Source organism: Xanthobacter sp. AM11 (genome assembly GCF_047444035.1).
Taxonomy (GTDB): Bacteria; Pseudomonadota; Alphaproteobacteria; order Rhizobiales; family Xanthobacteraceae; genus Xanthobacter.
Genome location: NZ_JBLAOA010000001.1, coordinates 2422420 through 2447170, shown reverse-complemented (window position 1 = coordinate 2447170; position 24751 = coordinate 2422420). Strand labels below are relative to the sequence as shown.

Genomic DNA, 24751 nt, shown 5'->3' with positions numbered 1-24751 from the left:
GGCGACGACGGCGCGCCCGAACGCGGCGCCCGCGCCATGGTGAGCCGGCCGGCAACGCCCCACGGCGCCGACGCGGGCCTGAGCGCGGAGTCCGACGGCGGTCACCGCATCGTCTCCGCCGCCGGCGTGGCGGTGCCGCGGATGCTCTACGGCACGGCCTGGAAGAAGGAGCGCACCGCCGGCTTGGTGGAAATGGCCCTGCGCGCCGGCTTCCGCGGCATTGATACCGCCTGCCAGCCCAAGCACTACAACGAGCCGGGCGTGGGCGAAGGGCTTTGCGCCGTGCTGGGCAGCGCGCTTGCCCGCGCGCAGGTCTATCTGCAGACCAAGTTCACCCCGCTGCGCGGGCAGGACCCCGAAGACGTCCCCTATGATCCGGCGGCGCCCCTGGCCGAGCAGGTGCGCCAGTCGTTCGCGGCATCGTGCGCCAATCTCCACACCGATTACCTGGACGGCCTCATCCTCCACTCCCCCTACCCGGAGGATGCCGACACGCTGGAGGTGTGGCGGGCCATGGAGCGCCTTCACGACCAGGGCGCCGTCCGCCAGCTGGGCATCAGCAATTGCTACGAGCCGGCGCGGCTGGAAATGCTCTGTGCCAACGCCCGCATCAAGCCCGCGGTGGTGCAGAACCGCTTTTATGCCAAGACCGGATTCGACACGCAGATCCGCGCCTTCTGCCGCAGCCGCGGCATGGTCTATCAAAGCTTCTGGACCCTGACCGCCAATCCCGAGGTGCTCGCCAATCCCGTCCTCACGGCGCTGGCGCAAGGCCTCGGCCGCACCCCGGCCCAGGTCTTCTTCCGCTACCTGACCCAGCAGGACATGGCCTGCCTCACCGGCACCTCGTCGCGGGAGCATATGGCGCAGGACCTCGCCATCTTCGATTTCCGCCTCACCGCCGCGCAGTGCGCGGCGGTGGCGGCACTGGTGGCGTGACGCCGGCGGGCCGCGCGCGCCGGTGCCCGAAGAGCGACGCGGCGAAGGTCGCTTTTGCGACACTTGCACCCGCCATTCCCGGGGTTTGCCGGTGGTCCGCAACTTGCGTGTCCCCTGCCGGACCTTGCGTTTGAGAAAGCGACAGCGATGGCGTTCACCTTCATCTGCCACACCAATGCCGTCAGCGAGGGGGCCATGGGGCTGTTCCAGGCCGGCCGCAAGAGCGTGCTCCTGGTCTGGCCCCAGGGCGGCGAGCTGAAGGCCTATCGCGGCCGCTGCCCCCATGCGGACATGCCGCTGACCGACGCCACCTTCAACGGCAAGACCGTGACCTGCCCGATCCACCAGTGGGGTTTCGACGGCATGGACGGCAAGTGCGTGACCCATCTGGTGCGCAACGCGCTCCACCCCTACGAGCTGCGGGTGGAGGGGGACGAGATCCAGGTGGACGTGGGACCCGTCAAGGCGCCGCGCGCCACCGCCTGATCCCGCGCGGCGGACCGGTGCCGGTTCAGCCGGCGGTGTCGGGCAGCCAGCGGATGGCCATGGCGAAGGCTGCGCTGCCGCCGGGCGGAATGTGCACGAGGCCGGGCTTCTCCACGAAGGGCCTGGCGTCGCCCTCCGGCGTCGCGTGGCCGGCCCAGGGCTCGATGCACAGGAAGGGCGCGCCCGGCTTGCTCCAGATGCCCAGCTGCGGCATCCCCGGGAAGGCCACCTCCAGCCCCGGCCGGCCGGGCACGCCATAGCGGATGCGGCGGGAGCGAAGCTGCGTGAAGATCAGTGCATCGCGCTCGAACACGGCGTCGTCGGGGGCGATGACGCCCCCGGCGGCCGGATTGGGCTCGCCCGCCGCCGACAGCAGCCCGCCCACCGGCCGGTGCACCGGCGCGGTTTCCGCCGCCTCGAACAGCAGCCGGTGGTCCGCGCGGCTGCCGCCATAGGGCAGCGGCCAGAGGAAGCCGGGATGGAAGCCGAAGCTCGCCGGAAGGGGCCGCAGCCCCGGATTGTCCACGCGCGCCTCGATGGTGAGGGTGGCGTCCTCCAGCCCATAGGCCACCTGCAGGGCGAAGGCGAAGGGGTATTGGGCGCGGATCTCGTCATTGGGCATGAGACGGAACACGGCGCGCTGCGGGTCCACTGCCAGCAGATCGAACCGGCTGCGCCGGGCAAAGCCGTGCTGCTTCATGGCATGGCGCACGCCGTCGTGCAGCAGCTCATCCTGCGGCAGCCGGCCGACGATGGGGAACAGGAGCGGCGCGCGCCCGGCCCAGAAGGCCGCATCGCCATACCAGAGCAGATCACGCCCCTCGCCATCGCGCAGCCGCACCAGCTCCGCGCCGAGATCGGATATCTGCGCGCAAAGGCGGCCATTATCGAGCGTCGCGGTGGTGCCTGCCATGTCCATGCCCCGGGTGGATCATCCGCCGGGCGGCAGACCTAAAGCAAATCCAGCAAAAGTGCGAAGCGGTTTTGCGTCCGGATTTGCGCGGCAGCGAGACGTCGCGACAAATCCAGCAAAAGTGCGAAGCGGTTTTGCGCGACGACAGGCGCAAGCACATTCCGCCCCGCGCCGCCAGACGGTCCCGCCCGGCCATTACTCGCTTTCCTCGCCTTGCCCGCGGCCATCCAAATGTCCCGCGGCAACACGCCTTTGCCCCACCGCAGGGTGCCGCATCCGTCCCTCGGACAGGAATGACCATGCCCGCGCACACCGGCGCCGCCATCCTGCCTGCGTTCGCGCTCGACCGCACCGGGCAACAGGGCCTCAAGGCATTTGAAGGACATCCCCATGGCGGAGGCCCGCCTGGGGAGAAGAGCGCCCCGCCGGACATCTTCGGACACGCCCCGAAACCAAACGATGCGCTGCGGCCCTACTGCCGACATGCCAGCCCCGACAATGACTTGCTGAAACGCATGGGGCCTTCACGGGGAACCGCGCGGGCACCCGGGCGGCACCGGGGAAGGCATTTGGAAAGGCGATCGTTCATGGCAAGCCGCATGGCCGACATCCGCAGCTCCCGCCTCGGCCGCAGCTCCGCCCGGCCGCGGGGCTGGATGCTGGCGGCGCTGGCGCTGGCCGGTGCGGCGCTGGCCGCAACCCTGGCGGCGGAGCAGATCCCCCGGCGCCAGCGCATCGCCTTCGAAGTGGACATCCGCTCCCGCTTCACCCATGCGCCGGTGCTGGTCATCGGCGACAGCATCGCCCATGAGGCGGCGCAGGACAGCCTGTGCGGCGACGCCGTGTTCAACGCCGCAGTGCCCGCCGACCGGCTGGCGAACCTCCTGGCCCGCGCCCCCGCCCTTTTCGCGCGGGTGCGGCCGCGGCGGGTGGTGGTGGCCATCGGCGTCAACGATTCCCCGCGTCCGCACCGCAGCATCGAGACGTGGCGGGCCGATTATCTGGATCTGGTCGCCGCATTCGAGGGCGCCGACCTGGTGCTGGTGGAGGTCAATCCGGTGGACCCGCGCGCCTCGGACTATGTGCGCCGGCTCGATCAGGATTTCATCGCCGGCCAGAATGCCGCCATCCGCGCCATTGCCCGGCAGGTGGGGGCGCGGGTGGTTCCCGCCCCGCTTAAGGCCAGCACGCGCGACGGGTTGCACCCGTCCACCGCCGGCGCCGCGCTCTGGCGCACCCGCCTCGCGGATGCGGCCTGCAGCGCCCCCTGAGGCCGCGGCGGCGGCTGGAGAGAGGCGCCGGCGTGTTCAGCCCGCCACGGCCTGCCCGTCGCGGCGGGGGTCGCTGGCGGCGGCATAGCCCTCCACCGCCGGATCGCCCATGCGCCAGATGAACTGGCCGGCGCCGAAATCCTGGTAGGTGTCGGTGAGCAGGGCCGCGTCGTGCCCCAGCATTGCCAGCCCCGCCATCAGGGCGGGATCGGTGCCGGGCTCGACATTGATGGAGAGCCCGTGGTCGAAGCGCCAGCGCGGCGCATCGCAGGCGGCCTGCGGGTTCTGGGCAAAGTCGATCATGCGCACCAGCGTCTGCACATGGCCCTGGGGCTGCATGTTGCCGCCCATGACGCCAAAGCTCATCACCGGCGCGCCGTCCTTCATGAGAAAGCCGGGAATGATGGTGTGGAACGGCCGCTTGTGCGGCGCCACCACATTGGCGCTGGCGGGGTCGAGGCTGAAGCCGAAGCCCCGGTTCTGCAGGGAGATGCCCCAGTCCGGCAGCACCACGCCGGAGCCGAAGCCCATGTAATTGCTCTGGATGAAGCTCACCATCATGCCCGAGGCATCGGCCGCGGTGAGGTAGATGGTGCCCCCCTTCACCGGATTGCCCGGGGCGAAGCGCTGGGCGCGGGCGGGATCTATGAGCCGGGCGCGGCCGGCGAGATAGGCGTCGTCCAGAAGGTCGGCGGCGGTCATCCCCATGGCGGCGGGCTCGGCCACGTAGCGGTAGACGTCGGCGAAGGCGAGCTTGATGGCCTCGATCTGCAGGTGCTGGGCGGCGGCACCGTCCACCGCCATGGCGGAGAGATCGAAGCTGGAAAGGATGCCGAGGGCCATCAGCGCGGTGATGCCCTGCCCGTTGGGTGGAATCTCATGCACGGTGTAGCCGCGATAGGCCTTGGCGATGGGCTCCACCCATTGCGGCCGGTAGGCGGCCATGTCGGCGGCGGTGAGGGCACCGCCATGGGCGCGGGCATAGGCTTCCAGCGCCTCGGCGATCTCGCCCGCGTAGAAAGCAGCGCCCCGCGTCTCGGCAATGCGGGCGAGGGCGCGGGCGGCGCCCGGCATGCGGAAATGCTCGCCCACATGCGGCGCCCGGCCCCGGGGCAGAAACACCTCGCGAAAGCCGGGCTGGGACACGAGGTCCGGCACCGTCGCCGCGGCCGCCCATTTGTGCTGCACGTTGGTGGAGACGAGCCAGCCCCTTTCCGCCAGCTCGATGGCGGGGGCGAGAAGATCGGCGAAGGGCAGCCGGCCGAAGCGCTCGGACAGCGCCACCCAGGACGCCACCGCGCCCGGCACCGTCACCGAATCCCAGCCGCGCATGGGCAGGGTCTTGGCATCGGCGCCATAGCGGGCGCGGAAATAGTCCGGCGTCCAGGCGGCGGGGGCGAAGCCGGAGGCGTTGAGGCCATGCAGCCGCTCGCCATCCCACAGGATGGCGAAGGCATCCGAGCCGAGGCCGTTGCTGCAGGGCTCCACCAGCGTCATCACCGCCGCCGCGGCGATGGCGGCGTCCACCGCATTGCCGCCCTGCCACAGCATCTTCAGCCCCGCCTGCGCCGCCCGCGGGTGGGAGGTGGAAACCACATTGTTGCCGAACACCGGCAGGCGGCGGGACGGGTAGCCGCAGGTCCAGTCGAAGGAGGCGTGCATGAGATCTTTCCCCGGGGCAGCCGGCGCGATCATGGCCGGGCCGCGAACACGGCGTCGAGCCGTGCCGCCTGGTCCCGGATATCAAGCCCCTGCGCCTTCAGCCAGTGGTCGTCATAAAGGGTGGAGCGGTAGCGCTCGCCGGAATCGCACAGCAGCGTGACGATGGAGCCGCCCTCCCCCCGCGCGGTCATCTCGGCGATGAGGTCGAGGCAGGCGGCGATGCTGGTTCCGGTGGAACCGCCGCAGGTCCGTCCCACCACCTGCGAGATGCGGCGGGCGGCGGCGATGCTGGCGGCATCGGGCACCACCGCCATGCGGTCCACCAGGTCGGGCAGGAAGGAGGGCTCCACCTCGGTGCGGCCGATGCCCTCGATGACGCTGGTGCAGGCCTTCACCCGCAGCACCGAGCGATCGGCGAAATGGCGATGGAACACCGAGGCCGCCGGGTCCGCCACGCACAGGCGGGTCGCCAGCTTGCGGTAGCGCACGAAGCGCCCGATGGTGGCGGCGGTGCCGCCGGTGCCGGCGCCGCAGACGATCCAGGCCGGCACCGGGTGCGGCTCGCGCGCCATCTGGGCGAAGATGGATTCGGCGATGTTGTTGTTGCCGCGCCAGTCCGTCGCCCGCTCGGCATAGGTGAACTGGTCCATGTAATGGCCGTTCCGCTCGGCGGCGAGGCGCCGGGCCGCCTCCGAGGTGTTCCAGCCATCTATGAGGAAGGGCTCGCCGCCCTGGAAGGCGATGGCGGCCACCTTCTCCGGCGAGGTGGCGCGCGGCATCACGGCGATGAAGCGCAGGCCCAGGAGGCGGGCGAAATAGGCCTCGGAAATGGCGGTGGAGCCGGAGGAGGATTCGATGATGGTGGTGTCGGGCCCGATCCAGCCGTTGCACAGGGCATAGAGGAAGAGGGAGCGCGCCAGCCGGTGCTTCAGGCTGCCCGTGGGGTGGCTCGATTCATCCTTCAGATACAGCGTGATGCCCGGGGCGCCCGGCAGCGGGATGCGGATGAGGTGGGTGTCCGCCGAGCGGTTCACATCCGCCTCGATGCGCCCCACCGCCTCCGTGACCCAGGCGCGGTCGAAGGGCGCGCGGCCGGCGGCCGGCGACGGCAGGGCTGCGGCGGGGGCGAGGGGGCGCAGGTCCATGGCCGGCGTCATGCGCGCTTCATCGCGGTTTCGGCGCGACGCTTGAGGGCGGCGCGGTCGATCTTGTTGGTGGGGGCCAGCAGCATCTGGTCGAGGAACCAGACCCGGCGCGGATGCTGGTAGGCGGGGGCATTGGCGAGGGCGTGGCGCTTCAGCGTCTCCTCGTCCAGGCCGGCGCCGGGCCGGCGCACCACGAAGGCGACGGGCTTCTGCCCCTTGATGTCGTCCGCCACCGGCACCACGCAGGCCTGGAGCACGTCCGGGTGCGCCTCCAGCACCGCCTCCACCTCGCCGGGGAAGATGTTCTCCCCACCGCTGACGAACATGTCATCGGCGCGGCCGACGAAATAATGGAAGCCGTCCGCATCGCGGCGGAACACGTCGCCGGTGTTGTAGAAGCCGTCCACGGTGATGGGCGAGCGCACGTCCGGCCGGTTGTGATAGCCGAGCATGACGGCGGGGCTCTTCATCTCCAGCACCCCGGTGTCGGCGTCCTCCCCACCCACCAGGCGCACGCTGACGCCCGGGTGCGGATAGCCCACCGAACCGGTGGGCGTGGGCAGCCCGGCGGGATGGGCGGAGAACACCACCGGGCCCCCCTCCGTGGTGCCATAGGCGTTGATGATGCGGGCATTGGGCAGAAGCGCGCGGATCTCCGCCGCCAGCGCATCGTTCACCGGGGCCGAGCCCATGCGCACGGTGCGCACGCCGGAAAGGTCGGCGGCGGCCAGCGCCTCCTTCTCCCGCAGCATCATGGCGATCATGGGCGGCACGGCGGTGAGCCAGGTGCAATCGTAGCGGGCGATGGCTTCGATATAGGCCACTGCCTGGAACTGGGGCAGCATCACCGCCGTGGCGCCGGACGCGCAGACCAGCAGCGAAAGGGCCAGCGCGTTCATATGGTAGAGCGGCGCGGCGATGAGCACCGTTTCGCCGGAAAGTCCGGTCTCGGCCATGCGCACCTCCACCACCCAGCGGTGGGCGGCATGGGACAGGAGCACGCCCTTGGGCCGGCCGGTGGAGCCGGAGGTGTAGAGGCTGAGGGCCGGCTCGTCCGGCGCGGGCACCACCGGCACGAACGGGCCGGGGTCCAGCCAGGGCGCGAGGCCGGCGCTGCCCGCCGCATCGAAATCGGCGAGATGGGCATCGGGGAAGCGGGCCGGGTCCAGGGCATGGGCGCGCGGGGCGTCGTGCACCACCAGGCGCGCGCCGCAGTCGCGCACGATCTCGGCGATGCCGGCGGCCGGCAGCTTGAAGTTCACCGGCACCGGCACGATGCCGGCGCGCATGGCGCCCATGAGCAGCGCCACATAATCCGGCCGGTTGGCGGCGACGATGGCGATGCGGTCGCCGCGCCGCAGGCCGCGGCCGAGCAGGCCGCGGGCGAAGGCATCGGCCATGGCGTCCAGTGCGCCGCGGGTCATCACCGTCGGTGTTCCGTCCGCACCAAGGCCGATGATGACGGGGCGCTCGGCCGCGCCCGTGCGGCGCACCAGGTCGCCCAGATTGGCGGAAAGGCTGGCGGGCTGGGTCATGAACGGCTCCGGGTGGGTGCGGCGCGGCAGGCAAGGCTCACCTCCAGCGCCGGCAGGGCGAGCGTGCCGGCGCTGCGGCCGTGGCGCCGCCATTCGGCGGGAAGGTGGGCGCGGGCGCGCCGCTCGATGTCGTCGAGGTCTTCAAACAGCAGGTGGGCGGTGAGAAAGCGCGGGCGCGGGCCGGCCATCACCTGGATGTCGGCCCCCGCCAGCGGCACCCGCCAGCCCTGGGCGAGGGGCTCGGCCCGGCTGTCGGCGAGGCGGGCGTAAAGGCGCGCCTCCGCCTCCGGCTGCGGGCTTTCCACCACCACCCGGTCGATGCCGAGAAAGCCGTTGGGATGGGCGATCCATTCCGGCCGCCACACCAGCCCGGGGGTCAGGTGCTGGCAGAAATAGACCCGGCCGGCGGGAAAGGCCTCGCGGGCGAGGCGCACCGTGCGGAACCGCGCCGCCTCCTCCCGGCCGCTCAGGGCGACGGGCCGGGAGAAGGCGAGCGGCTCCAGCGCCGGCAGGCCGGCGGCGGAAAGCCGGGCGTGGGTTTCGTCCGCGTCGGCGGTGGCGAAGACGAGGCCGGAGAGGCCGCGGGGACTGTCCAGCACCTCCTGGCGCTGGAGCCCCTCCGCCGGCACGCCGACAAGCTCCAGATAGGCGCCCTCGCTCATCATGAGATGGTTGATGGAGCCCAGCGAATGGTGGCCCCGCGGGGTGAGCGTGAAGCCCAGCGCCGCGAAGGCGGCGGCGGCCGCATCCATGTCGAGGAGGGTGTTGACCACCACGTGGTCGAGGCCGGCCACCGCCATCGCCTCAGACCGCAGGCGGGATCATGTAGACCCCGCGGCCGCTGGCGAGGAGCTTGCCGCCCTCGTCCAGAACCTGCGCCTCGGCGACGCAGAGCTGGCCGCCGAACTTGATCACCTGGCCCACGCAGATGAGGTCGTGCTGCATGGCGGCGCGGTGATAGTCCACCCGCAGGTCCACCGTGGGCACGCCGCGGCCGGTCCTGGACACCAGGGCCCAGTCGGCGGTGAGGTCCACCAGGGTGGCGAGGATGCCGCCGTGGGTGTAGCCGCGATCGGCATTCACCACCCATTCCGGTCGCCACTTGGCGCGCAGGCGGATGGTGCCCTCCCCCACCTCTTCCACGGTGAGGCCGAGCCACTGGTGGAAGGGACCACGCAGCAGAATGGCCTCCACCTGTTCCTTGGTCAAAGGCGTATCGGTCATGGTGCGGCCTTTCAGGGGGTGACGACGATCTTGCCCATGACCTCGCGGTCACGGATCATGCGCAGGCCCTCGGCGGCCTCTTCGAGCGGCAGAACCTTGTCCACCACCGGCTTCAGCGTGCCGGCCTGGATCATGTCCATGAGGGCGGAAAGGTTATCGTGGTAGAAGCTGTTGGAGCCGATGACCTTCAGCTCGAAGCTCCAGATGTAGCGAAGATCTTCCTTCGGGTCGTGGCCGGCGGTGGCGCCGCACACCAGGATGGTGCCGCCGCGCTTCACGCACTTCAGCGAGGGCACCCAGGTGTCGCCGCCGGTGAAGTTCACCACCACGTCCACGCCGCCGCCATAGCTGCGACGCTCGGGCTTGCCATAGTGCTGGATGGCCCATTTGGAAAAGTCGGTGGTGCGGTAGTTCACCACGTGGTCGGCGCCCAGCTCCTTCAGGCGCGCCATCTTGTCGTCGGACCCGGCGCAGGCGATGACCTCGCAGCCCATCTGCTTGGCCAGCATGACGCAGCCGGTGCCCACGCCGCCGGAGGCGCCGAGGACCAGCACCTTGTCGCCGGCCTTCACCGTGTTGTGGGTCACCAGCATGCGGTGCGCGGTGCCGTAGGCGACGGGGAGCGAGGCCGCATCCACGAAGCTCACGTCCGGCGGCATGGCGATGAGCTGGCCGGCGGTGACGGCGCAATACTGCGCCATGCCGCCGTCCAGCATCTCGCCCATCAGCCCCTTGCCGGGGTTGAGGGGATTGACCAGCACCCGGTCGCCCACGGCCCAGCCGGCGACGCCCTCGCCCAGTTCCACGATCGTGCCGGCCATGTCGAGGCCGATGATGACGGGCAGCGGCACCTTGATGCCGGGCATGCCCTTCACCGTGAACACGTCGTGGTAGTTGAAGGAGGACGCGCCGACGCGGATCACCACCTCGCCGGGCTTCGCGGTGGGGACGGGATAATCGTCCACCACCACGAGGTCGCTCACGTCGCCGTGCTGCTTCAGCAGCAGGGCCTTCATGGTCCTGGACGTATTGTCGGGCATTCCACTACTCTCTCTTTGGTTATGCTTTACCGGATCGGCCGGGTGCTTCAGGCGCTCACTTGATCTTCTTGGAGGCCTCGTAGGGGCCGGCGACGAGGGCGGCCTCGGGCAGGGTGCCCTTGACCGCGCCCACGCTCTTGAACACCTCGAACTCGGCCTTCAGGGAGGCGATGTCGGCGGGCTCCATGGAGACGGTGTAGATGCCGTCCCACAGGGCGGCGTAGGCCTTCGCATCGGCTTGCGGGATGTTGCCGGCGGCCATCAGCGCCTTGGCGACGCCGGCCTTGTCGGCCTTGCCGGCCTCGAAGGCGTTGCGCATGCCGGCCACCACCCTGGCGGCGGCCTCCGGGTTGGCGGCGAGCCATTCGTTGCGCATCAGGCCCACGCCCAGCACCGGGGGGGCATCCTTGCCGGTGATCTTCTTCCATTCCGCGCGGAAGCTGCCGAGGGTCTTCAGCTTCACGTCCGGCAGAAGGGCGATGGTGACGGTGCGCAGGGCGGCGGCGTCGATGTCCTTCTGCACCAGGAACTGGGCGAGGCGGGGATCATTGCCCGGCACCACCTGGAAATCGGCAGCGGTGAAGCCGTAATTCTTGATGAGGATGGCCGAGGTGATGGCGGCGGTGGCGCTGCCGGCCGGCGACATGCCGATCTTCTTTCCCTTCAGGTCCGCCATGCGCGCCACCGGCGAGCCTTCCAGGGCGACGAAATCGAGGTCGGCCACCTGGGTGGCGAGCACGATGCTCATGGGCAGGCCGTCCGCCGCCACGGAAAGGGCGCTGCCGGCGCTGGCGCCGATGGCGAAGTCGATGGCGCCGGCAGCCATGGCCTTGGTGGGGGCGTTCACGTCCGGGAACGTCACGAACTCGACGTCCAGCCCCTGCTTCTCCATGAACTTCCCGGCCTCCAGGAAGGAGCCGAAGCCGAGGCTGACGCCGGAGCTCCAGTAGCCGATGCGCACCTTGGCGGCCTCGGCAGGAAGGGCGGTAATGGCGGCGACGACGAGGGTGGCAGCAAGAAGAGCCATGCGCTTCATGTCGTTTCTCCGATGCGGATTGATGTCGATGACTTCGTACGCGCGTCACGCATTCCGGCTGTTCACCGGGACTGCCGTTCCCTCCACGAGAACAGATGCCTTTCGAGAGGCTTTAGAACGATGGATTCCAGGGCGATCATCAGGGCCACCAGAGTCAGGGTCCATGCGAACACCTGGTCGGTCTGCACGAGGTCTGCCGCCTGCCGCAGCCGATAGCCGATGCCGCTCGACGCCCCCAGCGTCTCCGCCACGATGCTCACCCGGGCGCCGAAGCCGAAGGCAAGGCGGGCGCCGGCGAAGAAGAGGGGAAGAATTGTGGGTAGATAGATCTTGAGCAGAACCTTGCCCCGCGACATGCGGAAGGTCTGCGCCAGCTCCACGAACTCCGGGTTCACGGTGCGCGTGCCCTGCCACACGTTGGTCAGGATCAGCGGCATGGCGGTCATGAACACCACGAAGATGGTGCTCCAGTTGGACAGGCCGAACCAGATGAGGGCGAAGATGGCCCAGATGGAGGAGGAGACCGTGTTGATCACCACCAGCACCGGCTCGAAGAATTCGCCCAGCGTCCGGCTCGCGCCCAGGACGATGCCGAGCACGCCGCCCACCACCGCGGCGATGAGGAAGCCCACGCAGATGCGATAGAAGGTGATGCCGAAATCGCTCCAGAAACCGGGCGTGGCGACAAGGCTGCTCCAGGCCGACCACACCCGGGCAGGGCCCGGCAGGATGAAGGCCGGCGTGCCGATGGAGGCCAGCTGCCACAGGCCGAGCAGCACCGCCAGCAGGAGGAGCCGCAGGCCGAAAAGGCGCAACCGGCGATCCTGGGCCATCTGTTTGTGGGTGCGCTGCATGAAGGGGTCCGCCACGGCAGGGGGCTCGGGTGAGGTCACAGGCTGAGGCGCAGGAGGCGCACCTCCTCGGCCACCTCCGGCGACAGCGGGTTGCGCGGATAGGCAAGGCCCACGGGGCGCGTCTCGCGCACGCGGCCGGGCCGCGGGTGCAACACCACGATCTGGTCGGCCAGCACCACCGCTTCCTCCACGTCGTGGGTCACGAAGATGACCGTCATCGCCTTGAGGCCGGCGATGCGCAGCACCTCGTCGTGCATCTGGGCGCGGATGGAGGGGTCGAGCTTGGAGAAGGGCTCGTCCATGAGCAGGATGGTGGGCTCGATGACGAGGCTGCGCCCCAGCGCGGCGCGCGAGCGCATGCCGCCGGACAGTTCGTGGGGGAAGGCGTCGGCGAACTTCTCAAGGCCCACCAGCGCGAGCACCTGCATCACCCGCTCGCGCCGCTCGCCCCGCGGCACGCCGGCCGCCTCCAGGCCCAGGGCCACGTTCTGCGCCGTGGTGCGCCAGGGAAACAGCCGGTCCTCCTGGAACATGTAGGCCATGGACCGCCAGTCTTTGAAATCGCGCGAGCGCACGTCGTTCAGGAAGACGCAGCCCTGGTCCGGCGGCACCAGCCCGGCCACGATGTTGAGGAGCGTGCTCTTGCCGCAGCCCGAGGCCCCCACGATGGCGACGATGGAGCGCGGCGGCACATCGAGGTTGATGTTGCGCAGCACTTCGAGCTGCGCGCCGTCGCGGCGCATGAAGCTCTTGCCCACGCCCTCCAGGCGGACGGTGCTCAACGCTCGCCCCCCGCCACGTCGGACGGCCGGCCCACGGGCACCACGGCGGCGGAATCGCGCAGGCTGGCGATGACCTTTTCCATGGTCATCTCGCGGAAGGTCTCCACATGCCGGCGCGCCACCTTTTCCGCGGCGTCGGCGTCGCCCGCCACCAGATGCTCGATGATAAGGGTGTGGTCGTTGTCGATGTTGGGACGCACGCGCTGCACGCCGAAGCCCAGGGCCACGAGGCGCGTCATCTCGTCCAGCAGGCCCGAGAGCATGCGGCACAGGCGCGGATTGCCGGCGGCCTCGGCGATGGCCATGTGGAAGCTGCGGTTGGCCTCCAGGAAGAAGTCGATCTGGTTTCCCACGTCGCCCGGCATCTTGCCGCGGCAGGCCTGCTCCAGCCGCTCCAGATGGGCGCGGTTGACCCGCCCGGCGGCCCCGCGCGCCGCCAGCGGCTCCAGCACCACGCGCAGGGCGAACACCTCCTCCACATCCTTCACGGTGATGGGGGTGACGCGGTAGCCGTGCCGCGGCATGGAGGAGACGAAGCCGTCCTGGATCAGGCGCTGCAGGGCGATGCGGCAGCTCGCCTTGCCCAGGTCCAGCCGCTCCATCAGCTCGGCTTCGGTGAAGCGGGTGCCGGGCAGGATGCGGCAGGCGACGATCTCCCGCCGCAGCATCTCATAGGCCTGGTTGCCCTTGAGGGTGGTGCTGGGAACCTCCAGCACTCCCCCGGCTCCGGTCCGCGACGGCTCTTGCTTGCCTGCCACCTTGATCACTCCTCATGACCGCTGTGAGCAGCCTACAAAGAGCCCATGGGCGCCTCAAGATCAAAGAAGCATCACGGCACCATTCAGAAATGTTGCGTAATTTCAATTATATAATAATGCTTCTGCCACGTTTGCAGGCATGTTCTGGTGAGCATCTCACCAGAACATGCACAGCATCCCAGCGCCGCAGCCGGCCATAAGCGAGGCCGGCTCTGCGCCGCCTGAGGGGGCGATGTCCGCGAATGCGCCTGTCGCCCGTCCACCGGGCGGCGCACCATGGGGGAGGCCCCGCGCCGGGGCCGTGGAGCAAAGATGCCGGACCGGGCCGATCACCTTGTTTCCCCGCCGCGGCCCACCCGCAGCCAGGCGCTGCTCGTGCTGGCGGTGTCGGCGGCCCTGCTGGCCGCCCTCATCGCCACCGCCCCCTATGCCCGCATCGCCACCCGCGGCACCGAAGGGATCGTGCCCGCCTATGCGGCCGCCACCTTCGTGCTGGAAACCATCACCTGCGCCCTGCTGTTCGCCCTCTACAATGTGCAGCGCTCCCCGGCGGTGCTGATTCTCGCCTGCGGCTACCTGTTCACCGCCCTCACCATTCCGCTCTGGGCGCTATCCTTTCCCGGCGTGTTCGCGGCGCTGGGGCTGGAGTTCGGCGGGCAGGTCACCGCCACGGTCGCTGCCATCCGGCGCATCGGCTTCCCGCTGTTCGTGCTGGGCTATGCCCTCGCACCGGTCGCCGGATCGGGCCGGCGGCGGGCCGGGGGCGTGGTTCTCGGCAGCATCCTGGCGGTATGCGCGGTCGCGGGCCTCGCCTTCGGCCTGGTGATTGAGCGGTCCGATGCGCTGCCGCGCTTCATGCGCGATGCGCACAATGTCACCGACCTGTGGCGCCACGTGCCCGCCACCGCGCTGGTGCTCTATGGCGCGGCCATGGCCATGCTGCTGGCACGGCGGCGCACCGCCCTCGACATCTGGGTGTGCCTCGTCCTGTTCTCCCTGGTCATCGAACTGCTGCTGCTGTCCTATCTCAGCGCCGGCGTGCGCCTCAGCCTGGGGTGGTGGGCGGGGCGGCTCTATGGCCTTGCCGCCGCCAGCATCGTGCTGCTGGTGCTGGTTTCCGAGACCACCTCGGTCTACGCCCGGCTGGCGCGCACCACGGCGGCGGAGCGGCGGGCGCGCGCAAACCGGCTGACGGCCATGGAAGCCCTGTCCGCATCCATCGCCCACGAGATCAACCAGCCGCTGGCCAGCATGATCACCAATGCCGATGCCGGCGTGCGCTGGCTGGCCAAGGGGGAGCCGCACCTCGACAAGGCCGCCGCCGCCCTGCGCCGCATCGTCGATGACGGCCACCGGGCCAGCAAGGTGGTGTCGGGCATCCGCACCATGTTCATGAAAGGCGCGCAGGAGCGCATGCCCATCGACCTCAACGCCCTGGTGCGCGAGGCCCTGCGGGGCGTGGAGCCGGAGGCCCGGCTGGAGCGCGTGGCCATCGGCGCCGACCTCGCCGCGGACCTGCCGCCCGTCATCGGCAATGCGGTGCAGCTGCGCCAGGTGCTGTCCAACCTGCTGGAGAATGCCGTGGATGCCATCCGGGCCGCGGGGGACCGCCAGCGCAGCCTCATCGTGCACACCTGCCGCCAGCCGTTCGACGAGGTGCGGGTATCCATCGCCGACACCGGAACCGGCATCGCCCCGGACGTGGCCGAGCGCATCTTCGATCCCTTCGTCTCCACCAAGGCCAGCGGCATGGGCATGGGGCTGATGTTCTGCCGCTCGGTGGTGGAGGCGCACGGCGGGCGCCTGTGGACCACGGCGAACAGCCCGCGCGGCGCGATCTTCCATTTCTCGCTGCCCGCCGCCATCCTCTCCCCCGGCAGCCCGGAGACCCTTTCATGACCCAGCCATCCGCCGTGTTCGTCGTGGACGACGATGCGTCCGTGCGGGCCTCGCTGGAATGCCTGCTGCTGTCCGACGGCCATGCGGTGCTCACCTTCGAGACGGCGCAGGCCTTCATCGCGGCGGCGCGGCCCGATGTTCCCGCCTGCCTGGTGCTCGACGTGCGGCTGCGCGGCGCGAGCGGCCTGGAAGTGCAGCGGGAGCTGGCGCGCAGCGGCATCGCCACGCCGGTGGTGTTCATCACCGGCCATGGCGACGTGCCCATGTCGGTGGCCGCCATGAAGGCCGGCGCCATCGAATTCCTGATGAAGCCGTTCCGCGACCAGGACCTGCTGGATGCGGTCCACAACGGCATCGAGGCGGACCGCCGCCGCCGCGCCGCCGCCGCCGGCATGGCGGAACTGCGCGCCCGCTTCGCCGCCATGACCCCGCGCGAGCGCGAGATCCTGCCCCTCGTCGCCAGCGGCCTCATGAACAAGCAGATCGCCGCCAGCCTGCAGCTCAGCGAGGTGACGGTGAAGGTGCATCGCGCCCAGATCATGCAGAAGCTGCAGGCCAAGACCCTTGCGGATCTCGTGCGCATGGCCGACAAGCTCGCCCAGGATACCTCCAGGGCGTAGACACCCCCTCCCCCGGCATAATTGCCGCGCACCGGGCTTGTCTCGAAACTTGCAGCAAGGCCCGCGCCTCGCCCCCCGGTCGAAGGACGCATTGCCGAGGGTCACGGGATGCGCGCTTGGAATACGGTGGCCATCGTCGAGAACGACAGATCCGCGCTGGCGGCCCTGTCCAGCCTGGTGGGCGCATTTGGCTATTGGGTCCGCGGCTTTCATGACGCCAGCGATTTCCTCGCCTGCGGCGCGGCGCAGGAGGTGAGCTGCCTCATCGCCGATGTCCGCCTGCCCGGTATCGGCGGCTTCGAGCTCTACCGCCGCCTCGCCGGCGCCGGGCTGGCGCCGCCCACCATCCTCGTCACCGCCTATCCCGACGAGACCACGCGGGCGCTGGCCCTCGGCCACGGCATCATCGCCTATCTGGGCAAGCCGGTGGTGCCGGAGGAATTGCAGGCCTGCCTGCGGCGGGCGATGGCCTGAAGCATGCGCCGACCGGCTTGCACCGCGAGCCGGCGGGATGGCGGCCGGCGGCGTCCAGGCGCCGGGCGCCTACGTGGTTTCACCTAGGGGATTATACGCAGGTCCAGCCCGACCGACACCCGGAGCCAATTGTTCCGAACCGCGGCTCGTTCCTACAAATCCGCGCGGACCACCCCCGAGAGGATCCCCCATGGCCACCGCGACCCCGACCCCCGGCAGAGGGTTGATCGACCCCGCCAACCACATGCTCATCCTGATCGACTTCCAGTCGCAGATGTCGTTTGCGACCCGCTCGATCGACGCCGTGGCGCTGCGCAACAACGCCGCGCTCATCTCGCAGGCCGCCGCCGGCTTCCAGGTGCCCGCCATTCTCACCACGGTGGCGGAAAAGAGCTTCTCCGGCCCCATGTTCTCCGAGATCACCGAGGCGTTCGGCGGCCAGGCCATGCTGGACCGCACCTCCATGAACACCTGGGAGGATGCGGCCGTCATCGCCCGCGTCAACGAGATCGGCCGGTCGCGGATCGTGCTTGCGGGCCTGTGGACCGGCGTGTGCATCGTCGGCCCGGCCCTGTCCGCGCTGGAGCAGGGCTTCGAGGTCTATGTCATTGCCGATGCCTGCGGCGACGTCTCCGAGGAGGCCCACGAGCGCGCCATGCAGCGCATGATCCAGGCCGGCGCCCGGCCCATGACCTCCCTGCAGTATCTTCTGGAACTGCAGCGCGACTGGGCCCGCGGCGAGACCTACGAGATGACCACCGGCATCGCCAAGAAGTTCGGCGGCGCCTACGGCCTCGGCATCATCTACGCCAAGTCCATGTTCGGCGTGTCCGAGGGCCATTGATGCGCCCCGCCGCCCCGCCGCCGGACACCCCCGCCCCCGATGGCGCCGTTCGGCCCTCGCGCCGCGCGGTGCTGGAGCTGGGGGCCGCCGCCGCCCTTCTCTGCGCCGGTGTCCAGGCCCTCGGCCCGAGCCTTTCTGCTGCCGCCACCACCCCCGCCGAAACGAAGGGAACACCCCCCATGCCCAGCGTCACCACCACCGACGGCGTCGAGATCTTCTACAAGGACTGGGGGCCGAAGGACGCCCGCCCCCTGGTGTTCCACCACGGCTGGCCGCTCTCCTCGGACGACTGGGACGCCCAGCTGCTGTTCTTCGTGCAGAAGGGCTTCCGCGTGGTGGCCCATGACCGGCGCGGCCATGGCCGTTCCACCCAGGTCTCCGACGGCCACGACATGGACCATTATGCCGCCGATGCCGCGGCCGTGGTGGCGCATCTGGACCTGAAGAACACGGTGCACATCGGCCATTCCACCGGTGGCGGCGAGGCGCTGCATTATACCGTGAAGCACGGCGCGGGCCGGGTGGCCAAGCTGGTGCTCATCGGCGCCGTGCCGCCGCTGATGCTGAAGACCGAGGCCAACCCCGGCGGCCTGCCGCTGGAGGTGTTCGACGGCTTCCGCGCGGCGCTGGCCGCCAACCGCGCCCAGTTCTTCCTCGACGTGCCGGCGGGGCCGTTCTACGGCTTCAACCGGCCGGGCGCGCAGGTGTCCCAGGGGGCCATCACCAATTGGTGGCGCCAGGGCATGATGGGCGGCGCAAAGGCCCATTACGATGGCATCAAGGCCTTCTCGGAAACCGACTTCACCGCCGACCTGAAGGCCTGCGACGTGCCCACCCTGGTGATGCACGGCGACGACGACCAGATCGTGCCAATCGCCGACAGCGCCCTCCTCTCGGCCAAGCTCCTGAAGCACGGCACGCTGAAGGTCTATGCCGGCTATCCCCACGGCATGTGCACCACCCATGCGCCGGTGATCAACGCCGACCTCCTCGCCTTCATCACCCAGTGATCCCGTGCCGGCGCCGGTCCCTGCGGCCGGCGCCGGCGCCCCGGGGCACCTTTGCGCCCGCGCCGCGGAGGCCGCATGAAGCTCTATCTCCTCTCCCTCGGCGCCGGCCTGCTGGTGGGCGTCGTCTACAGCCTGCTGCAGGTGCGCTCGCCGGCGCCGCCGGTGGTGGCGCTGGTGGGGCTGCTGGGCATCCTCATTGGCGAGCAGATCGTTCCGGTGGCGCGCAACCTCATGGCCGGCGACAGCTTCGCCCGGGCCATCGGCCTTGCCGATTGCGGCGCGCACGTGCTCGGCCAGCTGCCCGGCCGGCAGGCGGCCGCCCCCGACACACCCGAAACGCCGCCGAACTCCTGATCCACGGGGCCGAGCCATGACCGAGCAAGCCGTGATTGCAGACCTCATCCTCTTCAACGGCAAGGTCACCACCCTCGACCGCGCCAACCCGCAGGCCAGCGCCGTGGCGGTGAAGGACGGGCGCATCCTCCTCGCCGGCACCGACAGCGCGGCCATGGCCCATGCCGGGCCGCACACGCAGCGCATCGACGCCGGCGGCCGGCGCGTCATTCCCGGCCTCATCGACAGCCACATGCACATCATCCGCGGCGGGCTGAACTACAATATGGAACTGCGCTGGGACGGGGTGCGCTCCCTGGGCCAGGCCATGGAGATGCTGAAGGCGCAGGCCGCCGTCACCCCGCCGCCCCAATGGGTGCGGGTGGTGGGCGGCTTCACCGAGCACCAGTTCGTGGAAAAGCGCCTGCCCACCCTCGACGAGATCAACGCCGCCGCGCCGGACACGCCGGTGTTCATCCTGCACCTGTACGACCGCGCGCTGCTCAATGCCGCGGCGCTGCGGGCGGTGGGCTACGGCCGCGACACCCCCGACCCGCCCGGCGGCGAGATCGCGCGCGACGCGGCCGGCAACCCCACCGGCCTCCTGATCGCCCGGCCCAACGCCACCATCCTCTATGCGACCCTGGCCCGGGGCCCCCGGCTGCCGCCCGAATACCAGAAGAATTCCACCCGCCATTTCATGCGCGAGGTGAACCGGCTCGGCGTCACCAGCGTGATCGACGCGGGCGGCGGCTTCCAGAACTACCCGCAGGATTATTCCATCATCGAGGAGCTCCACCGCGACGGGCAGCTCACCGTGCGCATCGCCTACAACCTCTTCACCCAGAAGCCGAAGGAGGAGCTGGCCGACTTCGCCGCCTGGGCCGGACAGGTGACGCCCGGCCGGGGGGACGACCTCTACCGCGCCAACGGGGCGGGCGAGATGCTGGTGTATTCCGCCGCCGACTTCGAGGACTTCCAGGTGGCCCGGCCCGACCTGCCGACCAACATGGAGGGCGACCTGGAGCCGGTGATCCGCCTTCTGGCCGAAAACCGCTGGCCGTGGCGGATGCACGCCACCTATGACGAGACCATCTCGCGCGCCCTCGACGTGTTCGAGAAAGTGAATGCGGACGTGCCGCTGGCCGGCCTCAACTGGTTCTTCGACCATGCCGAGACCATCACCGACCGCAACATCGCGCGCATCGCCGCGCTGGGCGGCGGCATCGCGGTGCAGCACCGCATGGCCTACCAGGGCGAATATTTCGCCGAGCGCTACGGCATGGCCGCCGCCGCACGCACCCCGCCCATCCGCAGGATGCTGGATGCGGGGGTGAAGGTGGGCGCGGGCACGGACGCCACCCGCGTCGCCTCCTACAATCCCTGGGTCTGCCTCTCCTGGCTGGTGACCGGGCGCACCCTGGGCGGGCTCCCCCTCTACCCGCCGGCCAACCTTGTGGACCGCGAAAGCGCCCTGGCCCTGTGGACGCACGCCAACACCTGGTTCTCCGCCGAGCCGGACAAGAAGGGGCAGGTGAAGGCGGGCCAGCTCGCCGACCTCGCCATCCTGTCCGACGACTATTTCTCGGTGCCCGACGACCGCATCCAGGACATCACGTCCGTCCTCACCCTGCTGGGCGGCGTGCCGGTGCATGGCGCGGGCGATTTCCGGCCGCTGGCGCCGGATCTGCCGCCGGCCATGCCGGACTGGTCGCCGGCCCGCAGCTTCGGCGGCTACCAGAAGCGGGCGGCGGAGGGGCGCGCTTATGCCTTCGCCGCCGGCTGCGGCTGCGCCTCCGCCTGCGGCGTCCACGGCCATGCCCATGCCGGCGCCTGGGCCTCCGGCGTGCCGGTGGCCGATGCGCGCAGCTTCTTCGGCGCCCTCGGCTGCGCCTGCTGGGCATTCTGAAGGAGGCCACCCGCGTGACCGACGAGCCATCGAAACCCGCCCGGCCGGCGCCCGCGGGCGCCTTCGCGCCGCTGCGCCGCAAGGTGTTCCTGGTGCTGTGGGCGGCGGCGGTGCTGGGCAATACGGGCAGCTTCATGCGCGACGTGGCCAGCGCCTGGCTGGTCACCGACCTGTCGGCCTCCCCCGCGGCGGTGGCCATGGTGCAGGCGGCGGGGATGCTGCCGGTGTTCCTGCTGGCCATTCCGGCCGGCGTGCTCTCCGACATCCTCGACCGGCGGCGCTTCCTCATGGTCATCCAGGCCGGGCTGGCGCTGGTGAGCCTGGCGCTGCTGGCGCTGGCGCACAGCGGGCTGATGAGCGTGTCGTCGCTGGTGGCCCTCACCTTCCTGGGCGGCATGGGGGCGGCGCTGATGGCGCCCACCTGGCAATCCATCGTGCCCGAGCTGGTGCCGCGGGCGGAGCTGCGCAGCGCGGTGGCGCTCAACTCCCTCGGCATCAACATTGCCCGCTCCATCGGCCCGGCCGTGGGCGGCGTGCTGCTGGCCGCGTTCGGCGCGGCGGTGACCTATGGCGCGGACGTGGCGAGCTATGTGGTGGTCATCGCCGCCTTGTGGTGGTGGCGCCGGCCCCCCGGCACCGGGGACGAGCTGCAGGAGCGGTTTTCCGGCGCCTTCCGTGCCGGGCTGCGCTATGCGCGGTCCAGCCACGAGCTGCATGTGGTGCTGATGCGTGCCGCCTGCTTCTTCGCCTTCGCCAGCGCCATCTGGGCGCTGCTGCCTTTGGTGGCGCGCGACCTTCTGAAGGGGGATGCGGCCTATTACGGCCTGCTGCTGGGGGCGGTAGGGGCCGGGGCCATCGTCGGCGCGCTGGCGCTGCCGCGCCTGCGGTCCCGCGCCGATGCCGACGGGCTGGTGCTGGGCGCGGCGCTGGTGACCGGCGCGGCCACCGCCGCCCTGGCGCTGGCCCCGCCGCCGTGGCTGGCGCTGGCCATATTGGTGGCCCTTGGCGCGGCCTGGATCGTGGCCCTGACCACCCTCAACGCCACCGCCCAGTCCATCCTGCCCAATTGGGTGCGCGGGCGGGCGCTGGCGGTCTATCTCACCGTCTTCAACGGCGCCATGGCGGCGGGCAGCCTCGGCTGGGGGCTGGTGGCGCAGCAGATCGGGCTTGCCGCCACCCTGCTGTGGGCCGGCGGCCTTGCCGCGCTGGCCGGCCTCGCGCTCCATCGCGTGGCGCTGCCGGCCGGCGAGGCGGACCTTTCCCCCTCGATGCACTGGCCGGAGCCGCTGCTGGCCGAGCCGGTGGAGAACGACCGCGGGCCGGTGCTGGTGGAGGTGGAATATCGCGTGCCCCGGGCGGAGCAGGACGCCTTCCTGCGCGCGCTCTACGCCCTCGCCGCGGCGCGGCGGCGCGACGGGGCCTATGCCTGGGGCATCAGCGAGGACGCCGCCGACCCCGAGCTTCTGGTGGAATGGTTCATGGTGGAATCCTGGGCCGAGCACCTGCGCCAGCACCGCCGCGTGTCCCATGCGGACGCCGATTTGCAGGCCGCCCTGCGGGCCTTCCACCAGGGCGAGGCCCCGCCTCGGGTGCGCCACCTCATCGGCCGCGACCGCCCGCCCCTCGCCGCCCGGCTTTGACGGCGAAGGCCGGTGAGGGGGGCTCACCGGCCTTGCGGGCTGCAGACGGGGCGGATGGCGTCAGTAGCGCGCGTCCGCGGGCTTTCCGCCATTGGGCCAGTCCTTCACCTTGGGCGCGAAGTCCGGCCGCGGCATATGGCTGAAATATTCCGCCACATCCACCGCCTCCTGGTCCGAAAGGCCGCCCTGGCCCAGCGGGAACTTCTCGTGGAAGCCGATGGGCATGTTGCGTTTCACGAACGCCGCCGCGGTGTAGGTGCGCGCCATGCCCGCGCCGATGTTGAAGGACAGGTCGCCCCACAGCGGCGGATAGACGAACTTGCCGGCGGCATCCTTCAGCCCCTCGCCATTGTCCCCGTGGCAGACGGCGCACTGGGCGGCGTAGATGCGCTTGCCGTTGTCCGGGTCGGGCTTGATGTCCTGGCTGACCTTGCCGATGCCGCGCCCTTCCACCTTGTCCTCGGGCTTGGTGATGCCCTTCATCCAGTTGAAATAGGCCACCATGGCCTTCATGTCGTCGCCCTCCTTGGGCAGGGGCTTGCCGTTCATGGAGCGCTGGAAGCAGCCGTTGATGCGCTCCTCCAGCGTGATCACCCGGCCGGCCCGCGCGCCATAGCTGGGGAAGAAGGCGGAGACGCCCACATAAGGCGAGCCGTCAGCCACCGTGCCGCCGTTGAGATGGCAGCTGGCGCAGTTCAGCACATTGCCCACATTGTTGGGCAAGAGGGTGTGGGTCTGCGTGTTCAGCCGCATGCCGCGGACGAGCTGCGGGGCGTTGGCCTCGCTCAGGAGGTCGGCAAGGCGGGGCGTCTCGAACCGGGACATGTCCACCTTGGGGTCCAGCAGCGCGCGCGCCGCCTTCACCTCCTCCGCCTTCACCGGCGCCGCGGCATTGCCCCAGCTGGTGCGGATGAAGGACACGATCTCGGCCACCTCCTGGTCGTCGAGGCGGGCGAAGCCGGGCATGGTGTAGACCCGCGGATAGGCCTGCGTCTGCGCCGTCTTCCAGCCGGTGAGGGTGATGTGGACCAGGGTCGCGGCATCCTTGGTCACCACCGAGGGATTGCCCGCCAGCGGCGGGAACACCTTGGCGACACCGGCGCCGTCCAGCCGGTGGCAATCGGCGCAGAACTGCGAATAGGCAAGCCCGCCGCGGGTGGTGAACATGGCCTCGGGAATGCCGTCGGCCGCCGGCGCCCGCGGCGGGGCCGCCAGCGGGTGCTCGGTGGGCAGCGACTTGAGATAGGTCGCGATGGCGGTCAGGTCGCCATCGGTGAAGTTCTGGGTGGAATTGTGGATCACCTCGGTCATGGAACCGGAGACGGTGGCGAAGCGGTTCTGGCCGGTCTTCAGCAGCTCCACCGTATCGGCCACGGTCCACAGGTCGCGCAGGTTGACCGCGTTCCACTCCTCCACCTTGGCGCCGGAGACGAAGCGGTCGCCGTTCGGCCCCTTGTCCGACATGGCGACCTCCTGGAAGCCGATGCCGCGGGGCGTATGGCAGGCGCCGCAATGGCCGAGGCCCTGCACCAGATAGGCGCCGCGGTTCCACAGCGCATCGCGCGCCGCGTCGGCGACGAAGGGATGGGTGTCGAGGAACACCACGTTCCAGAACGCCAGCGACCAGCGCAGGTTGAAGGGAAAGCCGATCTGCGAGGCCTTGTTGGCCTGCGCCACCGGCGCCACGCCCTTCATGAGGTAGGCGTAGAGGGCGAACATGTCGTCCGCCGTCATCTTCGCATAGGAGGGGTACGGCATGGCCGGGTACATGTGGGTCCCGTCGGCGGTGACGCCCTGGCGCATGGCGCGGTCGAACGCCCCGAAGCTGTAGCCGCCGATGCCGGTCTTCGGGTCCGGCGTGATGTTGGTGGAGAACAGCACGCCGAACGGCGTCTCCAGCGGCCGGCCGCCGGCCATGAAGGCCCCGCCCTGGCGGGTGTGGCAGGCCACGCAGTCGCCCAGCTCCGCAATGTAGCGGCCGCGCTCGATCAGCTGCGCATCCGGTGCCGCCGCCAGCACCCGGCCGCCATCTTCGATGCGCGGGGGCGTGACCACCCACCAGAACACGCCGGCGCCGATGACCGCGGCCCCCAGCGCCAAGCCGAGCACGGTGCGCCACCGTGATCCCCGACCTGCGGTTTCCCTGTCGTCCATGTCCACGCCCTCCGCCGTCGGGTCCGGGCCAGCCCGCAACGGGAGCCCCTGCGGACACCGGCACCGCCGCCACGGCGACGCCCGGCCCGCAGATTCGACCTCGACTTCTTCCAAACAGCGCGGACCGTCTGCCCGGCATCGGGCTGACGCATTGACATACCGCAAGCGTGGAATAACCGGGCACCGGCTGCGACACTGCCGCGGGAGGCTTCCGCAAGGGCGT

23 protein-coding genes are annotated in these 24751 nt (G+C 70.3%); 11 read left to right on the top strand and 12 right to left on the bottom strand.

From position 1 onward, the window contains the following. Window positions 1–36 precede the first annotated feature (36 nt). Both ACI7BZ_RS11310 and ACI7BZ_RS11305 read left to right on the top strand, forming a co-directional pair. The gene (locus ACI7BZ_RS11310) at window positions 37–939 is read left to right on the top strand and encodes an aldo/keto reductase family protein (protein WP_414117259.1); all 903 of its coding nucleotides are present in this window, start codon (window positions 37–39) and stop codon (window positions 937–939) included. A 147-nt stretch (window positions 940–1086) separates the two neighbouring features. Continuing rightward, window positions 1087–1425, top strand: a complete 339-nt coding sequence (locus ACI7BZ_RS11305; RefSeq protein WP_414117258.1) for a Rieske (2Fe-2S) protein — start codon at window positions 1087–1089, stop codon at window positions 1423–1425. A gap of 25 nt (window positions 1426–1450) precedes the next feature. On the opposite strand, the gene ACI7BZ_RS11300 is transcribed toward ACI7BZ_RS11305, so the two are convergent. Beyond that, a complete protein-coding gene (locus ACI7BZ_RS11300) occupies window positions 1451–2338 on the bottom strand; it encodes an aldose 1-epimerase family protein (protein WP_414117257.1) in 888 nt (295 codons plus the stop codon). A gap of 587 nt (window positions 2339–2925) precedes the next feature. On the opposite strand from ACI7BZ_RS11300, the gene ACI7BZ_RS11295 reads away from it, so the two are divergent. Next, window positions 2926–3609 carry an SGNH/GDSL hydrolase family protein gene (locus ACI7BZ_RS11295; RefSeq protein WP_414117256.1) on the top strand — a complete coding sequence of 228 codons (684 nt, stop codon included), beginning with the start codon at window positions 2926–2928 and terminating at the stop codon, window positions 3607–3609. A gap of 36 nt (window positions 3610–3645) precedes the next feature. On the opposite strand, the gene ACI7BZ_RS11290 is transcribed toward ACI7BZ_RS11295, so the two are convergent. From ACI7BZ_RS11290 to ACI7BZ_RS11245, 10 genes are all read right to left on the bottom strand, one after another. Beyond that, the gene (locus ACI7BZ_RS11290; protein WP_414117255.1) at window positions 3646–5271 is read right to left on the bottom strand and encodes a gamma-glutamyltransferase family protein; all 1626 of its coding nucleotides are present in this window, start codon (window positions 5269–5271) and stop codon (window positions 3646–3648) included. A gap of 29 nt (window positions 5272–5300) precedes the next feature. Continuing rightward, entirely contained in the window at window positions 5301–6428 is a 1128-nt protein-coding gene (locus ACI7BZ_RS11285) for a PLP-dependent cysteine synthase family protein (protein ID WP_414117254.1), read from the bottom strand. Then, window positions 6425–7951 (bottom strand): class I adenylate-forming enzyme family protein, encoded by a 1527-nt coding sequence (locus tag ACI7BZ_RS11280; RefSeq protein WP_414117253.1) that lies wholly within the window; start codon window positions 7949–7951, stop codon window positions 6425–6427. The genes ACI7BZ_RS11285 and ACI7BZ_RS11280 overlap by 4 nt, the downstream gene beginning before the upstream one ends. Further along, window positions 7948–8751 (bottom strand): VOC family protein, encoded by an 804-nt coding sequence (locus ACI7BZ_RS11275; protein WP_414117252.1) that lies wholly within the window; start codon window positions 8749–8751, stop codon window positions 7948–7950. Before ACI7BZ_RS11275 ends, ACI7BZ_RS11280 begins: the two co-directional genes overlap by 4 nt. A 4-nt stretch (window positions 8752–8755) precedes the next feature. Next, the gene (locus ACI7BZ_RS11270; protein WP_414117251.1) at window positions 8756–9175 is read right to left on the bottom strand and encodes a PaaI family thioesterase; all 420 of its coding nucleotides are present in this window, start codon (window positions 9173–9175) and stop codon (window positions 8756–8758) included. A gap of 11 nt (window positions 9176–9186) precedes the next feature. Beyond that, window positions 9187–10191: a quinone oxidoreductase family protein gene (locus ACI7BZ_RS11265; protein WP_414119147.1), complete on the bottom strand. Its 1005-nt coding sequence runs from the start codon at window positions 10189–10191 to the stop codon at window positions 9187–9189. A gap of 79 nt (window positions 10192–10270) precedes the next feature. Then, window positions 10271–11251 (bottom strand): ABC transporter substrate-binding protein, encoded by a 981-nt coding sequence (locus ACI7BZ_RS11260; protein ID WP_414117249.1) that lies wholly within the window; start codon window positions 11249–11251, stop codon window positions 10271–10273. Window positions 11252–11313: 62 nt separating this feature from the next. Continuing rightward, complete coding sequence (locus ACI7BZ_RS11255) at window positions 11314–12120, bottom strand: ABC transporter permease (RefSeq protein WP_414117248.1); 807 nt, start codon at window positions 12118–12120, stop codon at window positions 11314–11316. 20 nt (window positions 12121–12140) lie between these two features. After that, the gene (locus tag ACI7BZ_RS11250; RefSeq protein ID WP_414117247.1) at window positions 12141–12887 is read right to left on the bottom strand and encodes an ABC transporter ATP-binding protein; all 747 of its coding nucleotides are present in this window, start codon (window positions 12885–12887) and stop codon (window positions 12141–12143) included. After that, window positions 12884–13603, bottom strand: a complete 720-nt coding sequence (locus ACI7BZ_RS11245; protein WP_414117246.1) for a GntR family transcriptional regulator — start codon at window positions 13601–13603, stop codon at window positions 12884–12886. The genes ACI7BZ_RS11250 and ACI7BZ_RS11245 overlap by 4 nt, the downstream gene beginning before the upstream one ends. Before the next feature lie 354 nt (window positions 13604–13957). Here ACI7BZ_RS11245 and ACI7BZ_RS11240 point away from each other — a divergent pair, with 354 nt between their 5' ends. The 8 genes from ACI7BZ_RS11240 to ACI7BZ_RS11205 all read left to right on the top strand — a co-directional run bounded on the left by ACI7BZ_RS11240 (window position 13958) and on the right by ACI7BZ_RS11205 (window position 22374). Then, window positions 13958–15544: a sensor histidine kinase gene (locus ACI7BZ_RS11240; RefSeq protein WP_414117245.1), complete on the top strand. Its 1587-nt coding sequence runs from the start codon at window positions 13958–13960 to the stop codon at window positions 15542–15544. After that, entirely contained in the window at window positions 15541–16164 is a 624-nt protein-coding gene (locus ACI7BZ_RS11235; protein ID WP_414117244.1) for a response regulator transcription factor, read from the top strand. Before ACI7BZ_RS11240 ends, ACI7BZ_RS11235 begins: the two co-directional genes overlap by 4 nt. Window positions 16165–16272: 108 nt before the next feature. Beyond that, a complete protein-coding gene (locus tag ACI7BZ_RS11230; RefSeq protein WP_414117243.1) occupies window positions 16273–16638 on the top strand; it encodes a response regulator transcription factor in 366 nt (121 codons plus the stop codon). 190 nt (window positions 16639–16828) lie between these two features. Continuing rightward, complete coding sequence (locus ACI7BZ_RS11225; RefSeq protein WP_414117242.1) at window positions 16829–17482, top strand: hydrolase; 654 nt, start codon at window positions 16829–16831, stop codon at window positions 17480–17482. Between the two features lie 179 nt (window positions 17483–17661). Then, window positions 17662–18492: an alpha/beta fold hydrolase gene (locus tag ACI7BZ_RS11220; protein ID WP_414119146.1), complete on the top strand. Its 831-nt coding sequence runs from the start codon at window positions 17662–17664 to the stop codon at window positions 18490–18492. Window positions 18493–18567: 75 nt separating this feature from the next. Continuing rightward, entirely contained in the window at window positions 18568–18846 is a 279-nt protein-coding gene (locus tag ACI7BZ_RS11215) for a XapX domain-containing protein (protein ID WP_414117241.1), read from the top strand. A gap of 16 nt (window positions 18847–18862) precedes the next feature. Beyond that, on the top strand, window positions 18863–20734 hold the full coding sequence (locus ACI7BZ_RS11210; RefSeq protein ID WP_414117240.1) for an amidohydrolase: 1872 nt from the start codon (window positions 18863–18865) through the stop codon (window positions 20732–20734). A gap of 14 nt (window positions 20735–20748) precedes the next feature. Beyond that, entirely contained in the window at window positions 20749–22374 is a 1626-nt protein-coding gene (locus ACI7BZ_RS11205; protein ID WP_414117239.1) for an MFS transporter, read from the top strand. Window positions 22375–22434: 60 nt separating this feature from the next. On the opposite strand, the gene ACI7BZ_RS11200 is transcribed toward ACI7BZ_RS11205, so the two are convergent. Continuing rightward, on the bottom strand, window positions 22435–24528 hold the full coding sequence (locus ACI7BZ_RS11200) for a c-type cytochrome (protein WP_414117238.1): 2094 nt from the start codon (window positions 24526–24528) through the stop codon (window positions 22435–22437). Window positions 24529–24751: the final 223 nt, after the last annotated feature.